The sequence below is a fragment of the Enterococcus sp. DIV0546 genome (assembly GCF_051712785.1).
In the GTDB taxonomy this organism is placed as follows: Bacteria; Bacillota; Bacilli; order Lactobacillales; family Enterococcaceae; genus Enterococcus; species Enterococcus faecalis.
Map to the genome: position 1 here is coordinate 1,041,179 of NZ_JBIOPO010000001.1, position 15,648 is coordinate 1,056,826.

Sequence of the window (15,648 nt, forward strand, 5' to 3'; positions counted from 1 at the left end):
GTCACAATCAGTGCCAGACGTTTTTTTAGTTTAATAACGCATGTAGAGACAGGGGGTGCACATAGGGACTATCAATAATTTGTGGCTCTTTTGTCAGAAATAGCAAGCGCTTGTTTCTTTTTTGAACTGCTGTTTTTAATTGAGGTAAAATTTCTTGACGTTGTCCAATCGTTAATGAAGAAAAGATGTCATCAATCACTAACGTACTTGTTTTTGAAAGCAAAAGTTGTATTATGCGCATTTTAATTTTTTCAAAAGTCGTAAAAGAAGTAAAGGAACGACCAAGTAAGGCAGGTTCTAATTGGAACAACTGGAAAGCTTCGGCTAGAACTACTTTTCGATCCCGTTCTTTGATTGTACTAGCGATAAATAAATTTTCTTCTAATGGCAAGTAGGGCAAAAAGGTTTCACTAGAAGAAAGCCTAGTAATGGTTAATTGGTTTGTTTGGAAAAAATCGGCCAATGCGAGTTCTTGTTCTGGAGCAGAATAAATGATTCCATAAACTTCTCGCAAAGCTAACGCGTCGAATGAGGATTTTTTTTCGGTTGTTTTTTTGAATGATGGTGTGACATTCATAGAAAATCCCTCCCTTATTTCTGATGTGTGCGTAAATAAATCAATGTGAAAGGAGTCCCGCAAACAAGAGGAATACCAAGCAAGATTAAGCAGTTAACAAAGCAGTTACGGATTGTATAAAGCGACTGCATACTTTTAAAATCAAAAGAAAACGCTTGGATCGTTTGAATCCCTAAATGCTGGATATTTGTAATCGTGACATCCTGGTCGGTACTTTTAGCAAAAAATGCTGGAGTTTCCAAATGAGACCACTGTAAAATAGCATCACGAGCAGCCCAAAGAACAGTATTATACGTTTCTTGAAACATTAAAGTGAAAAGTAAAAAACTGAAAATTCCTAATAGAGCCGGTAAACATAACTCTAGTAAGAGCTGTTTGGTGACATACATATTTGAAAAGTGCATGTGATACCATGTATGTATTTCTTCCTTTTTTATGCGTAATGTCACATACATCAACAGAAGAAAAGTAACACCAAAGAAAATGACACTACCTAGATAGAGGTGCCAATAGTATTGGATCAGTTGGTAATGGTAACTAGTTTGTTTTTCAATATCGACAAAGTCTGGCATCGTTCGTAAAAACTCTTTTTCAAAATCAATTAAGTTAAACAGCCCAGTCAATAAGAAAGAGAACAGGAAGAAGAAGAGTGCAGTGATTAACGTGATTTTTTTATGATAAAAACTACTAGCTGTAGCGTAACGGACACTTCTCATCAACTTTCACCTCTCTAAACTATCTTTAGTATAGTGAAATAATATGAATTAATTATGAAAAAGTAGCAAAAAAGCTTGAGCAAATTGCTCAAGCTTTTTGAAGATTTATTTACCAGTTTTTTGATAGCCTTGATAACTGTCAGTATGATATTCATCAACGGTTGATTTATTATTGTTTTTACTGTAAACACTCGTTGATTTTTCACCTTTTTCTTTTTCAATTGCTTCCAGTTGTTGCAATTGGTTCTTGTAATCATAGTCTTCTGGGTTAACTGGTTTTAAGCCGCTATTGGTATAGAAACGAAGCAAGTCACCGTTAGTAATTTGGTCAGACGTTTCTAATTGTTTCGTCGCTTTGGCTTTTAAATCAGCGACTTCTTTCTTAACTTCTTCGGTTGGTTCTGTAATTAAAGTGCCTGTTTTAGTATCGTAAATGCTAGAACCTAAAATAGTATATTTAGGTGTTACAACATTGCCGTTGCGGAAAGCAACGATTTGATTGTGTTGTTTAGAGAATAAATCTTGGCCTAGCTGAATGTAGTTTTTCGTATCGACACCAAGCAAGTGTAGAAGGGTTGGTAAGGCATCAACTTGGCCGCCATACGTATGGTTCACACCGCCATTTTCTTGACCAGGAACGTGAATCATATAAGGAACACGTTGCATATTGGCGTTGTCAAAATCGTTCCAATCTGCTTTGGTTTTACCTACTAACTCTGCTAAGTTTTGGTTTCTTGAATTAGAAACCCCATAGTGATCGCCATAAAGAACAATGACTGAGTTTTCATAGAGACCTGAAGATTTCAAGTAGTTAAAGAATTCTTCGACCGCTTTATCTAAATAATTCGCTGTTGCGAAATAACCATTAATTGTTTCATCAGAGGTTTTTGCAATTGGGAATCCTGCTTCATCGTTTGTAAATTGAGAATAAGGATAATGATTGGATACAGCAATAAATTTAGAATAGAACGGTTGTTGTAAATGTTCTAAATATTGAACGGATTGATTAAAGAATGGTTTATCGTGTAACCCATATTGGAATGAGTTATCTGAATTAACATCATAATAACTAGCATCAAAGAAATAGTCATAGCCTAAACGTTTATAGGTTTCATTTCGATTCCAGAAGTTACCGGCATTTCCGTGGAAAGCAGCGCTAGTGTAACCTTGCGTTTGTTTTAAAATATCGGGTGCTGCTTCAAACGTATTTTTCCCACCAACTTGTGTAAAGAGTGAACCTTGGTCTAAACCAAATAGTGAATTTTCAAGTAATGTTTCGGCATCACTTGTTTTTCCTTGACCAACTTGGTGGAAGAAGTTATCAAAGCTAAAGGTACTTTTACTATTGTAAAGACTATTGATAAATGGTGTGACTTCGTGTTCTACGCCATTTTCATCTTTTAATTTGTAATTAACTAAAAATTGTTGGAAACTTTCTAAATGGATATAAATTACATTTTTGCCTTTTGCAATACCAAACTTACTATCATCGGGTGCCGCATATTGTTGTTTCACGTAATCTTCAACTTGTTTCATATCGTTAGCACTAGCTTCGGCACGGACTTGGTTTGTTTGGTAAGTTGTAATGCCATCGTATACGGTAAAGGCATTTAAGCCTAAGAATTTCACGATATAGTCACGAGAGAATTGACGTCCTAATAATTGGGGACGTTCTGTTTCAGCCATAAATAGATTGAATAAGAAAAAGACAACAGAAAGGAGTGTGACAGAGACTGCTACACGTGCGCGGACTGGACGCGCATCTGTTTTAATTTTTTTCGTTAATAATAATACGCCAATAATAATGAAGTCTAAGAAATAAATGACGTCATAAGGTCTAAAGAGACGTAAGGCACTTTCGCCAAGACCGCTAGCTACTTTGCCAGCACCAAGCATCGTATTAACTGTGATGAAGTCAGTAAATTCTCGATAATACACGACATTTGAGAAGAGCAGTAAACTCATCAAGAAGTAAATAATCATCATTGTAATATAAGAAGCTTTTTTACGGCGAACATACAAAGCGATGGCTAATAAAAAGACCGTTGTAGCAATTGGATTAATTAAGAGTATGAAATACTCGTTAATATTTTCCAAACGTAAATGGAAATCAACGGCGTACGCAAAGAGGTTTTTTAGCCACAGTAAGATGGCGATTAGCGAGAATAACCCCAGTCGCGTGTTCAAAATATTTGTTTTAAATAATTTTTTCAAAATAAACGTCCTTTCTAAACGATGATTCTATAAAAGTAAAATTAGGTAAATTTCGTATTTTACAATATCGCTTTAATTTTACTCTTTCACAAATTTTATGTCAATTCTTACCGAAGTGAGGAATGGTGATGTTAAAGAAAACTTACTATTTCCTTAAACTTTTTAGTTCGTTAAATGACGTGAAGCTTGAATCCTTTAAAGACAGATGGACCTTTTTTTGCTATACTAGATAGGACTTTGAAAAGTAGGTGTACAGAATGAAACTTCAAGTAACTAAAAAAGCAGAACATAAATTTAAAAAAGGATATCCTTTAATTCAAAAAGAAGATTTGCAACAAGTGCCAGCACCGTTGCCAACAGATTGGCTTACTTTGATTGATAGTAAAGGCCAGCGTTTAGCTGAAGGATATTTAGGCGAACAAAATAAAGGAATTGGTTGGTTGCTGTCATGGCATGGACCAATTAATCAATCTTTTTTTCAACAACTCTTTGAAATAAGTCGTGAGAAGCGGACGTCTTTTGAAAAGGATTCGCTAACAACCGCGTATCGATTATTTAATGGAGAAGGGGATGGCATTGGGGGTCTAATCATCGATCGCTATGCAGATTACGCCGTTTTTTCATGGTATAATGAAACCCTTTATCAGAAAAAAGCCGAACTTTTGACGGCGTTTCGCACAGTTTACCCTGACATTATTGGTGCCTACGAAAAGATTCGCTTTTCCACAAAAAATTTACCCGAATCACAGTTTTTGTATGGCGAACAAGCACCCGAGCCATTACTTGTCACTGAAAATGGCGTTCAATTTGCTACCTATTTAAACGAAGGATTAATGACAGGCATCTTTTTAGATCAAAAAGAAGTTCGTGGTCGATTAGTAGATGGTTTTGCAGTAGGTAAAACAGTCTTAAATATGTTTAGTTACACAGGTGCTTTTTCAGTAGCTGCCGCTATGGGGGGTGCCGTGGCCACCACTAGTGTGGATTTAGCTAAACGAAGCTTACCGAAAACGACTGAGCAATTTGAAGTCAATCATTTAAATCTTGCCGCGCAAAAGATTATTGTCATGGATGTTTTTGACTACTTTAAATATGCTTCACGTAAAGGCTTGAGTTATGACATGATCATTTTGGATCCGCCAAGTTTTGCTCGCAACAAAAAGAAAGTTTTTTCCGTTGCTAAAAATTATGGGGAGCTAGTGAAAGATTCTATTGATATTTTAACGGATAAGGGAACGCTTATTGCCTCAACCAATGCGGCAAATTTATCCTTAGCCAAATATCAAAAAATGGTGATTACTGCCTTGCAAGAGAAAAATGTCCGTTACAAGATTACGGACACGTATCAATTACCGGCAGACTTTCAAGTGAATCCTAATTTTCCAGAAGGTAATTACTTAAAAGTCCTGTTTATCGAAATTGAAAAATAATTTTTTACACCAAGCAAAAGTCCCAGCGCCGCTAATCGGTATTGGGACTTTTGCTTGGTGTTTATTTTATAGTAACTTTTGGGCTTTTTGAGTGTTTGCAAAATGCAGCTTCGCGTAGTTTGCTAATAAGTCTAGGCCGCCTTTTTTCAAAATACGGGCGGCTACTTGGTCTGATTTGCTGCCAGCACCAGAGGGCACAGAGAAACCCAATTCTGCAGATTCTTTGTCTAACTCTTCTAAAAAAGCAGCGCGGCTAATAATAGAGGCGGCAGCAACGGCAACATGATACTGCTCTCCTTTAGTGACGAAGAACAATTTTTCAGTGACTTGATTTTTTTCATTACGAACATATTTCCGATAATTATTTTCAGGGGTGAACTGGTCAATTAAAATCCCTTCTGGCTTTGTGGGAGCCAATTCTTGTAGCAACAGATAAATCGCTTGGTTATGCAAAGCGACTTTCATGTGTACAGCATTGTAGTTTGGTTGGATCTCATTGTATTTTTTTGGTTCAACGATTAATAACTTGTAAGGAATCAGTTCTTTAATGACATGTGACAATTGAATAATTTGTGGGTCGGTTAATTCTTTGGAATCACGAACACCCAATGCTTTTAGTTTGCTAATCATGCTTTTGTCAACATAGGCAGCACAGACAGTTACTGGACCAAAATAGCTACCATTACCGACTTCATCGGAACCTATCACAGACCAGTTGCCAAAATCAGCAGGCAGTGTAGTAGTCTGGGGAGAAATTTTTTTCTTTGGTGTGGTATTCGTTCCTTCCCAACGAGCGGCCTCTTTTTCAGCTTGAGGTCCCTGAAACATGACTTTACCTGATTGATAAGCAGTGATGGTAGTGGTACCAACCTTGGCCACAAAGACAGTATAAGGGACCGTTTTATTTAAACGATTGGGTTGATAAACAGTGGTCATCTCTGCTAATGTTTTTTTACTAACTTTAATTACGTGATTCTGTGCCATCAATTGTTCCTCATTTCTTGATATTTCTTCTTTACTATAGTAAAGGAAAAACAAGTAAATGAAAAGGTTTTGCGTTAGCTTGTTCCTGAAAATGATAATGTTTAGGAAATGTATAATTTTTTTCTATAGTTGGGCGCTAGTTGTTATCTAAATTTTTATTCAGTGCTATACTGTGGGAGAGAAGGAGACGATGAAAGAGTCGACTAGAACAAGGGGTGATGTGTTTGAGAAGAAAAAAAGAAATGCAAGAAAATGAACCAATAGCAGTGACTGCTAACGCGGAACGCTATTATCCAGAAGATAAACAAGGCTTGACGGCCGCACAAGTTGAAGAAAGACAGCGAAAAGGCTTAGTCAATGCCGCCGTCGATACAGAGTTTATCACAACGAAACAGATTGTTATTAATAACGTATTTACGTATTTCAACTTAATTTTTGTGGTACTAGGTGTGTTATTAATGCTGGTACAATCTTATAAAAATATGACCTTTTTGCCAGTAGTAATCATTAATACGGTCATTGGAATTTACCAAGAAATTAAGTCGAAGAAAGTATTAGATAGCTTAAATATTCTAAACGCTACAAAAGTAACCGTTGTAAGGGATGGCCAAGAACAAGAAATTTCGCCAGATGAACTGGTTTTGGATGATGTGGTGCTCTTTAAATCGGGTGAACAGATTTCTGGGGATGCAATTGTCTTATCTGGTGAAGTCCGTGTGAATGAATCCTTGTTAACTGGGGAATCTGATGAGATTACCAAAGTAGCAGATAGCCAACTTTTGTCAGGTAGCTTTATTGTGTCAGGTTCTTGTTATGCAAGAATTGATAAAATTGGCGCTGAGGCCTATGTTCATCAATTAACGCTTGAAGCGAAGTCAATTAAAAAAGGGGAACAATCAGAGATGGTTGGTTCCATTAACCGTTTGGTGAAATGGGTAGGGATTATTATTATCCCGATCGGCTGTGTTCTATTTTTCCAAAGTTATTTCATCAACCATCAAGGGCTTCATGACAGCATTGTCTCCATGGAAGCTGCCTTGATTGGGATGATTCCAGAAGGGTTGTACCTTTTAACAACCGTTGCATTAGCTGCCAGCACAATGCGCTTAGCGAAGCGCGGCGTTTTATTGCACAACATGAAAAGTATCGAATCCTTAGCACGTGTTGATGTGTTATGTGTAGATAAAACAGGAACAATTACTGAAAACACGATGGAAGTCCAAGAGTTGGTTCCTGTGGTGAGTATCGAAAATGATGGTACAGACTTAACCAATGTCGAAAAATTAATTGGCGATTTTTGCCGAACAATGTCAGCTGACAACGATACGATGAAAGCGATGAAAGAATTTTTTGTTACTAATAATCAGAGGGAAGCCGTTAGCTACACCTCGTTTTCGTCTGTCGAAAAATTTAGTAGCGTGACTTTCCCAGAAGCGACGTATATTCTTGGGGCGCCAGAGATGATTTTGAGAGACAATTATGAAATGTATCAATCTGAAGTGGAACATTATACAAGTCAAGGCTATCGCTTATTGGTGTTCGGAAAGTATTTAGGAGAATTTCAGGAAACGTTGGCAGCAGAGGTTCAACCTCTAGGCTACATTCTTCTTTGGAATCCGATTCGTAAAGAAGCCAAAGCAACTTTTGAATATTTCGCTGAACAAAATGTGGCTATTAAGGTCATTTCTGGTGATAATCCTTTAACAGTATCCAATGTAGCACAAGCGGCAGGCATTATTGGTGCTGAAAATTATGTGGACGCGCGAACATTAACTACAATGGAAGCCCAGACAGAAGCTTTAGAAAAATACACCGTTTTTGGTCGTGTCACGCCAGAACAAAAGAAACAATTTGTACTATTGTTGAAAAAATTAGATCATACAGTGGCGATGACAGGGGATGGAGTCAATGATATTTTAGCCATGAAAGAAGCAGATTGTAGTATTGCCATGGCTTCAGGAAATCAAGCTACAGCACAAGCCTCGCAAGTTGTGTTGTTAGATTCTGATTTTTCAACGATGCCGGAGGTTGTCTTTGAAGGCCGCCAAGTAGTTAATAACATTGAACGCTCTTCAAGTTTATTCCTTGTAAAAAATATTTTCTCCTTGCTAATGTCTGTCTTTGCTATGATTTTTGCCGTGACATATCCTTTACAACCGACACAAGTCACATTGATTAGTTTATTTACAATTGGGATTCCTTCGACATTTCTAGCTTTGGAACCAAATCATCGTCGCATTGAAGGGAAATTTCTTTTCAATGTGTTATCAAAAGCAATTCCTGGTGGGTTAACGGATATGTTAGTAGTCGGTGCCTTACTAATTTGTGGTGATATTCTTGCACTTCAAAAAACGGACATTTCAACGACTGCAACATTGTTGCTAGTTTCAGTCGGCTTTATGGTTCTTTATAAAATTAGTTCACCAATGAATCGTTACCGCAAGCGCGTAATGATTGGCTGTTTAATCGGAATGGTTATTACAAGTATTTCCATGAAAAACTTGTTCTCGTTAACTTCGGTATCGCCAACAGCCTTGTTACTTTTAGCCATTCTTTTCTTTGCAGCAGACTCAACTTTCCAACATTTATCAACTATTTCTGAAAAAGTTCAATTATGGTTTTATAAGAAAAGACATTAGGAGCAAAACACCGAGCCAAAATTATTTTGGTTCGGTGTTTTTTGTTTTTTATTGTTGGGAAAAATAAAAACACTTGTACCTAGTTAATCCTTGATAGTATAAACCTAACCAATTATTTTAGATAGGAAGGATTGAATAAAAATGAAAAAAAGAAGTTTTGTCTATTGGGGAATGTTTTTCATTCTTTTGTCGACGCTGATAACGCCTTTTCTGAAACTTGAAACAGGATATGCGCAAACGGAACCAACTAGTACCAGTGAAACCAATCAAATTTCTGCTACGCCAAACGTAGTACCGCGTAAACAAGTGGGCAACATTGTGACAGCGATTCAACTAACGGACAAAGAGGGAAACCCACTTGGGACCATTAATCAATATACCGACATCTACCTCCGAATTGAGTTCAACTTACCGGATAATACCGTTAATAGTGGGGATACGAGTGTGATTACTTTGCCCGAAGAGCTACGTCTCGAGAAAAATATGACCTTTAATGTAGTAGATGATACAGGTGCTGTGGTTGCAATCGCACAGACCGATGTAGCAAATAAAACGGTCACGTTAACGTATACAGATTACGTAGAAAACCATGCCAATATTAGTGGGTCTTTATATTTTACAAGTTTGATTGATTTCGAAAATGTGGAAAATGAATCCAAGATTCCTATTTACGTCACTGTTGAAGGGGAAAAAATATTTGCTGGCGATCTTGATTACCAAGGTGAAGGCGATGATGTTAACGAAAAATTTAGCAAGTATTCATGGTTTATCGAAGACGATCCAACCGAAATTTACAATGTACTACGGATTAATCCAACAGGGCAAACGTATACTGATTTAGAAGTGGAAGATGTGCTAAAAACAGCAAGTTTAAGTTATATCAAAGACACTATGAAAATTGAACGAGGACAATGGACACTGGATGGAAATGCTATTTGGCAGTTCACGCCAGAGGAAGATATAACTGGTCAGTTGGCTGTCCAGTATGGTCCTGGTGACCGCAATTTTTCGGTGCATTTTGGCAATATTGGGACTAACGAATATCGTATCACCTATAAAACCAAAATCGATCATCTTCCCGAAAAAGGTGAAACCTTCACAAATTATGCAAAATTAACAGAAAATCAAACGGTGGTGGAAGAAGTCGAAGTGAGTCGTGTCTCACAAACGGGTGGTGGAGAAGCCAATGGTGAACAATATGTTGTCGAAATTCATAAAGAAGATGAAGCGGGCCAGCGTTTAGCAGGTGCAGAATTTGAACTCATTCGAAACTCAACCAATCAAACAGTGGCTAAAATCACAACAGATCAAAACGGAACAGCGATTGTTAAAGGCTTGTTAAAAGATAACTATACTTTAGTAGAAACCAAAGCACCTACCGGTTACCAACTTTCGCAAAACAAGATTCCAATAACACCTGAAGACTTTGGTAAAAACTTAGTTGCACTGAAAACTGTTGTGAATCATAAGATTTCATATCAACCAGTCGCTGCTTCATTTTTAGCTGGAAAAGTTCTTTTAGGAAAACCACTGAAGGATGCTGAATTTCAATTTGAATTGTTAGATGAGAAAGGCACAGTACTAGAAACGGTTAGTAACGATACTTTAGGGAAAATTCAATTTTCACCATTAACCTTTGAAACTCCCGGAAACTATCAATACACCATTCGGGAAGTAAACACGCGACAGGCAGGTGTTTCCTACGATACGCACAACCTTCAAGTTCAAGTAACCGTCGAGGCGCTTTTAGGAAATCTCGTGGCGACTATTCAGTATGATGGAGGTCAAGTATTTACTAATCACTATACGCCAGAAAAACCTATAGAAAGTACCACGCCACCAACGAGTGGGACAACAGATACTACCACGAATTCAACCACAGAAACTACTTCAATAACCATTGAAAAACAGGCGATTCGTAATAAGGAATTGCCAAAAACAGGAGAAACAAAAGAAAACGCGTTTCTTTTCTTAGGTAGCCTTCTTTTGATTCAAGGATTATTTATCTATTTTAAAACGAAAAAATAATCGCTTAGATAGTTTCAGTAATCGAGACAAAATGTGCAAATTTCGAGAGATTTAGCTTGTTCATTTGAGTTTGGAATGGTTCTGTGCTATACTATCTTTAGCGTAATGATACTAGTTGGGAGTGAGCGGATTTCTGCTCACTCTTTTTGATGGAAAAGTCATCAGGACACGGTTCGTTACATCAATCTCGAAGGAGGCGAAAATTTTGAGTAGTGCTGTGGAAACTGTAACAAAGTTAGTCACACCAATCTTAGAAGAACAAAATTTTGAACTTGTGGAAGTAGAGTTTGTTAAGGAAGGAAAAAATTGGTTTTTACGAGTATTTATCGATAAAGAAGGTGGCATTGATATTGAGGAATGTGCCTTTGTCAGCGAAAAATTAAGTGAAAAACTAGATGCAATGGATCCAGATCCAATTCCGCAAGCGTACTTTCTGGAAGTTTCTTCTCCGGGAGCAGAACGTCCGTTAAAGAAAGAAAGCGATTATGAACAAGCGGTAGGTAAGTACATTCATATTTCTCTTTATCAAGCAGTTGATGGAGAAAAACAGATTGAGGGTACCTTAGTCCATCTTGATTCAGAACAATTAACATTAAGTGTAAAAATTAAAACCAGAGTGAAGGAAATGACTTTTGAACGTAAAAATATCGCAAAAGCTCGTTTAGCCATTCAATTTTAATCAACAGACTCGAATGTAAAAAAGGGTCCACTAAAAGTTTTACTTTTAGCCGGGCCTGTGACAAGTTTTAACGAGAAGTTTTTCCCTTGGAAGAAGAACCACTCGTTCAGCTTTAACGAATCCATAGGAGGAAAAGAAAAACAATGAGCAAAGAAATGTTAAATGCATTAGACGTATTAGAAGCTGAAAAAGGGATTCCTAAAGATACGGTGATTGAAGCGTTACAAGCAGCTTTAGTTTCTGCATATAAAAGACATTATGGACAAGCAAGCAACGTCGAAGTTGAATTTGAACCAAAAAAAGGCAATATTCACGTGTATGCTGTCAAAGAAGTAACAGAAGAAGTATTTGATTCACAATTGGAAGTTTCATTAAAAGATGCCGTTGCATTAAATGGGGCATATGAAATCGGCGACAAAATTCGTTTTGAAGTTACACCAAAAGACTTTGGCCGCATTGCTGCCCAAACAGCAAAGCAAGTAATTTTACAACGTGTCCGTGAAGCAGAAAGAACAATTATTTATAATGAATTTAGCGAATACGAAAATGACATCATGCAAGGAATTGTTGAACGTCAAGATCGTCGTTATATCTATGTAAACTTAGGTAAAATCGAAGCAGTCTTATCAAAACAAGATCAAATGCCAAATGAATTTTACCAACCGCATGATCGGATTAAAGTTTACGTATCACGTGTTGAAAACACATCAAAAGGCCCACAAGTTTTTGTAAGCCGTAGTCATCCAGATTTACTAAAACGTCTTTTTGAACAAGAAATTCCAGAAGTTTATGATGGAATTGTTGAAATCGTAAGCGTCGCTCGTGAAGCTGGCGATCGTTCAAAAGTAGCCGTTCGTTCAACAGATCCTAATATTGATCCAGTGGGTACCTGTGTTGGTCCAAAAGGCCAACGTGTCCAAGCGATTGTGAATGAATTAAAAGGCGAAAATATGGATATTGTGGAATGGAACGAAGATCCAGCTATTTATATTAGTAATGCCTTGAATCCAGCTCAAGTATTAGATGTTATTTTTGATCCAGAAAATAGCAAAGCATGTACAGTCGTTGTACCTGATTATCAATTGTCATTAGCAATTGGTAAACGTGGTCAAAATGCGCGCTTAGCTGCTAAATTAACGGGCCATAAAATTGATATCAAATCAGAATCTGATATGGCTGAATTTTATGAACAACAAGCCAATCAAGAAGTTGCTGAAGTAGCAGAAGAAATGGATGAAGCAATTATCCATTCAGATATGACGGCAGATGATTACGAAAACTTGGCTGCTGAAGAAGCAGTTGTTGAAGCAGAAATTACAGAAGAATTACCTGAACAAGAATAACGTTTTTGGAGGGTGAAAAAATGAAAAAGAGAAAAATTCCAATGCGTAAATCGGTTGTTTCAGGCGAAATGAAACCGAAAAAAGAATTAGTCAGAATTACTCGCTCCAAAGAAGGCGAAGTGGCCTTAGATCCAACTGGTAAATTGCCTGGACGTGGCGCTTACGTTGATTTGGATCCTGCGGAAGTCCAAAAAGCTTGGGATAAAAAAATTCTTGATCGTGTCTTAGAAACAAAATTAAGTGATGAATTTTATCAAGAACTATTGGATTATGTAACACATCAAAAAGCCCGCAAAGAGTTGTTTGGCGATGGAAAATAAAACCAAAATTTTGAACCTTTTAGGTTTAGCAATGCGCGCCGGTAAATTAGTCACAGGCGAGGAATTAACCCTTAAAGATATTCGTGCAAACAAAGCGAAATTTGTGTTTGTTGCGCAAGATGCCAGTGAGAATACTAGAAAGAAAATCAAGGACAAAAGTTCTTATTATAATGTTCCTGTTAGCGAACTGTTCAGTCAATTCGAGCTCAGCCAAGCGATTGGGCGACCACGAATGGTTATCGGAGTAACTGATGCAGGATTTGCCACCAAAATCAAGGAATTACTAAAAGGTTAGGAAGGTGATTGCATGGGAAAAAAAAGAATTTATGAACTAGCAAAAGAAATGAATAAAGCAAGCAAAGACGTTGTCGATAAAGCGCATCAATTAGGTATGGATGTTAAAAACCATATGGGCGCAATTAGTTCCGAGCAAGAAACAAAGCTTCGTCAAGCATTCGGAGGAGGAAGTACCGTAAATACTCAATCAAAAGCAACAAACAACCAAAAGCAACAAACAACACAAAATAAACCAGCCAATAAGAAACCAATGAACAATAAACCTGGTGAACAAAGAAATAACCAAAATCGTCCAAACAATCAATCAACGAATGGACAACAAAGAAACAACAACAACCAAAATCGTCACGGCCAAAGCAACACACAAAACCGTAGCAATCAAACAAATACAAACAATCAAAACCGCAATACCCAAAACAATAACGGTTCTACAACGAATCAAAATCGGACCAGCCAAAATAACAATGGCGGGAACAACCAAAACCGTGGCGGCCAAAACCGCAACAACAATTTTGGTGGCGGTCAAAATCGTAATAACCGGAATAACTTTAATAACCAAAACCGCAATCGTTTCAATAAAAAAGGGAAAAAAGGCAAACATCAACAAGAATCAGCGAAGCCAGCAGTACCAGCACGTAAATTCCGTGAATTACCAGATGTTTTAGAATATACAGAAGGTATGAACGTGGCGGATATTGCGAAAAAAATCCACCGCGAACCAGCGGAAATCATCAAAAAATTATTTATGATGGGTGTCATGGTTAACCAAAACCAAGCCCTAGATAAAGATACAATTGAATTATTAGCTGTGGACTATGGCATGGAACCGCAAGAAAAAGTCCAAGTTGATATTGCGGACATTGATAAATTCTTCGAACCAGAAGCAGTTGTTGAAGAAAACTTAACTACACGTCCCCCTGTTGTCACAATCATGGGACACGTAGACCACGGGAAAACAACATTATTAGATACATTGCGCCATTCTCGTGTGACTTCAGGTGAAGCGGGCGGAATCACGCAGCATATTGGGGCCTATCAGTTAGATATTGATGGCAAACCAATTACGTTCTTAGATACACCAGGACATGCGGCCTTTACAAGTATGCGCGCGCGTGGTGCCAGCATCACTGATATTACCATCTTAGTTGTTGCAGCGGACGATGGAGTAATGCCACAAACAATCGAGGCGATTAACCATGCCAAAGCGGCAAAAGTGCCGATTATTGTAGCAGTTAACAAAATTGATAAGCCTGGTGCGAACCCTGATCATGTGAAACAAGAATTAAGTGAACATGAATTAATTCCTGAAGAATGGGGCGGAGATACGATTTTCGTCAATATTTCAGCGAAATTCAATCAAAACATTGATGAACTATTGGAAAATATTTTACTGATTGCTGAAGTAGAAGACTTAAAAGCTGATCCAACGCAAAAAGCAATTGGAACAGTGATTGAAGCGCGCTTAGATAAAGGTAAAGGTCCGGTTGCGACATTACTCGTTCAACAAGGAACTTTACATGTTGGTGATCCAATCGTTGTTGGTAATACTTACGGACGTGTTCGTGTGATGACCAATGACATGGGCCGCCGTGATAAAGAAGCAGGACCAGCAACTCCTGTGGAAATTACCGGATTAAATGATGTTCCTCAAGCGGGTGATCGTTTTGTAGTCTTTGAAGATGAAAAAACAGCACGTCAAGCAGGGGAAGAACGAGCTAAACGTGCGTTACTTGAACAACGTTCAGCAAGTAGCCGTGTGACATTGGATAACTTATTTGAAAGTCTAAAAGAAGGCGAATTAAAAGAAGTTAATATTATTGTCAAAGCAGACGTACAAGGATCTGCCGAAGCTGTTTCAGCAAGTTTACAAAAAATTGATGTAGAAGGTGTTCGTGTGAAAATTGTTCACGCGGCAGTTGGGGCCATCAATGAAAGCGACGTAACTTTAGCCGCAGCAAGTAATGCGATTATTATCGGCTTTAACGTTCGCCCAACACCACAAGCGAAACAACAAGCAGAACAAGAAGAAGTTGATATTCGTTTACACCGTATTATCTATAAAGCCCTAGAAGAAATCGAAACAGCGATGAAAGGGTTATTAGATCCAGAATTTGAAGAAAAAATTACGGGTCAAATGACGGTTCGTGAATTGTACAAAGTATCTAAAGTTGGCACAATCGCTGGCTGTTATGTTACAGAAGGCTTTATTCGCCGCGATAGTGGCGTGCGTGTCATTCGTGATGGTATTGTTATTTATGAAGGTAAATTAGCAAGCTTGAAACGCTTTAAAGATGACGTGAAAGAAGTCAAACTTGGTTTTGAATGTGGCGCTATGATTGAAAACTTCAATGATTTACGTGTAGATGATGCGATTGAAGGCTTCATTATGGAAGAAATCAAACAATAATTTTAGTAATTGGA

The 15,648-nt window shown here is 37.7% G+C and carries 12 protein-coding genes; 8 read left to right on the forward strand and 4 right to left on the reverse strand.

All coding sequences use genetic code 11. The annotated features are described in order from the left end of the window. Positions 1-25: 25 nt before the first annotated feature. The 3 genes from IGJ24_RS05055 to IGJ24_RS05065 all read right to left on the reverse strand — a co-directional run bounded on the left by IGJ24_RS05055 (position 26) and on the right by IGJ24_RS05065 (position 3,507). The gene (locus IGJ24_RS05055) at positions 26-577 is read right to left on the reverse strand and encodes a hypothetical protein (protein ID WP_128704707.1); all 552 of its coding nucleotides are present in this window, start codon (positions 575-577) and stop codon (positions 26-28) included. Positions 578-591: 14 nt separating this feature from the next. After that, positions 592-1,293 carry a hypothetical protein gene (locus IGJ24_RS05060; protein WP_128704706.1) on the reverse strand — a complete coding sequence of 234 codons (702 nt, stop codon included), beginning with the start codon at positions 1,291-1,293 and terminating at the stop codon, positions 592-594. Between the two features lie 105 nt (positions 1,294-1,398). After that, positions 1,399-3,507 (reverse strand): LTA synthase family protein, encoded by a 2,109-nt coding sequence (locus tag IGJ24_RS05065; protein WP_002357869.1) that lies wholly within the window; start codon positions 3,505-3,507, stop codon positions 1,399-1,401. 257 nt (positions 3,508-3,764) lie between these two features. Between IGJ24_RS05065 and IGJ24_RS05070 the strand changes: the two genes are divergently transcribed. Continuing rightward, a complete protein-coding gene (locus IGJ24_RS05070) occupies positions 3,765-4,937 on the forward strand; it encodes a class I SAM-dependent rRNA methyltransferase (RefSeq protein ID WP_202254307.1) in 1,173 nt (390 codons plus the stop codon). Positions 4,938-5,003: 66 nt separating this feature from the next. On the opposite strand, the gene rnhC is transcribed toward IGJ24_RS05070, so the two are convergent. Beyond that, a complete protein-coding gene (gene rnhC, locus IGJ24_RS05075; protein WP_202250923.1) occupies positions 5,004-5,921 on the reverse strand; it encodes a ribonuclease HIII in 918 nt (305 codons plus the stop codon). 218 nt (positions 5,922-6,139) lie between these two features. Between rnhC and IGJ24_RS05080 the strand changes: the two genes are divergently transcribed. The 7 genes from IGJ24_RS05080 (at position 6,140) to infB (ending at position 15,634) form a co-directional block, all read left to right on the forward strand. Further along, positions 6,140-8,560, forward strand: a complete 2,421-nt coding sequence (locus IGJ24_RS05080; RefSeq protein WP_002384650.1) for a cation-translocating P-type ATPase — start codon at positions 6,140-6,142, stop codon at positions 8,558-8,560. A 141-nt stretch (positions 8,561-8,701) separates the two neighbouring features. Continuing rightward, positions 8,702-10,588, forward strand: a complete 1,887-nt coding sequence (locus IGJ24_RS05085) for an Ig-like domain-containing protein (RefSeq protein ID WP_104846105.1) — start codon at positions 8,702-8,704, stop codon at positions 10,586-10,588. Between the two features lie 205 nt (positions 10,589-10,793). Next, on the forward strand, positions 10,794-11,267 hold the full coding sequence (rimP, locus tag IGJ24_RS05090) for a ribosome maturation factor RimP (protein WP_002357863.1): 474 nt from the start codon (positions 10,794-10,796) through the stop codon (positions 11,265-11,267). A gap of 143 nt (positions 11,268-11,410) precedes the next feature. Then, positions 11,411-12,610, forward strand: a complete 1,200-nt coding sequence (nusA, locus tag IGJ24_RS05095) for a transcription termination factor NusA (protein WP_002357862.1) — start codon at positions 11,411-11,413, stop codon at positions 12,608-12,610. A 20-nt stretch (positions 12,611-12,630) separates the two neighbouring features. Further along, complete coding sequence (rnpM, locus tag IGJ24_RS05100; protein ID WP_002363794.1) at positions 12,631-12,930, forward strand: RNase P modulator RnpM; 300 nt, start codon at positions 12,631-12,633, stop codon at positions 12,928-12,930. Beyond that, positions 12,920-13,225 carry a YlxQ-related RNA-binding protein gene (locus IGJ24_RS05105; protein WP_002357860.1) on the forward strand — a complete coding sequence of 102 codons (306 nt, stop codon included), beginning with the start codon at positions 12,920-12,922 and terminating at the stop codon, positions 13,223-13,225. Before rnpM ends, IGJ24_RS05105 begins: the two co-directional genes overlap by 11 nt. 12 nt (positions 13,226-13,237) lie before the next feature. Then, the gene (gene infB / locus IGJ24_RS05110) at positions 13,238-15,634 is read left to right on the forward strand and encodes a translation initiation factor IF-2 (RefSeq protein ID WP_002357859.1); all 2,397 of its coding nucleotides are present in this window, start codon (positions 13,238-13,240) and stop codon (positions 15,632-15,634) included. The last annotated feature ends 14 nt before the right edge of the window (positions 15,635-15,648 follow it).

Bases quoted from the DNA above. Each gene is read 5' to 3' on its own strand.
- IGJ24_RS05055 (WP_128704707.1), bottom strand. From the start codon at position 577: ATGAATGTCACACCATCATTCAAAAAAACAACCGAAAAAAAATCCTCA.
- IGJ24_RS05060 (WP_128704706.1), bottom strand. From the start codon at position 1,293: ATGAGAAGTGTCCGTTACGCTACAGCTAGTAGTTTTTATCATAAAAAA.
- IGJ24_RS05070 (WP_202254307.1), top strand. From the start codon at position 3,765: ATGAAACTTCAAGTAACTAAAAAAGCAGAACATAAATTTAAAAAAGGA.
- rnhC (WP_202250923.1), bottom strand. From the start codon at position 5,921: ATGGCACAGAATCACGTAATTAAAGTTAGTAAAAAAACATTAGCAGAG.
- IGJ24_RS05080 (WP_002384650.1), top strand. From the start codon at position 6,140: ATGTGTTTGAGAAGAAAAAAAGAAATGCAAGAAAATGAACCAATAGCA.
- IGJ24_RS05085 (WP_104846105.1), top strand. From the start codon at position 8,702: ATGAAAAAAAGAAGTTTTGTCTATTGGGGAATGTTTTTCATTCTTTTG.
- nusA (WP_002357862.1), top strand. From the start codon at position 11,411: ATGAGCAAAGAAATGTTAAATGCATTAGACGTATTAGAAGCTGAAAAA.
- rnpM (WP_002363794.1), top strand. From the start codon at position 12,631: ATGAAAAAGAGAAAAATTCCAATGCGTAAATCGGTTGTTTCAGGCGAA.
- IGJ24_RS05105 (WP_002357860.1), top strand. From the start codon at position 12,920: ATGGAAAATAAAACCAAAATTTTGAACCTTTTAGGTTTAGCAATGCGC.
- infB (WP_002357859.1), top strand. From the start codon at position 13,238: ATGGGAAAAAAAAGAATTTATGAACTAGCAAAAGAAATGAATAAAGCA.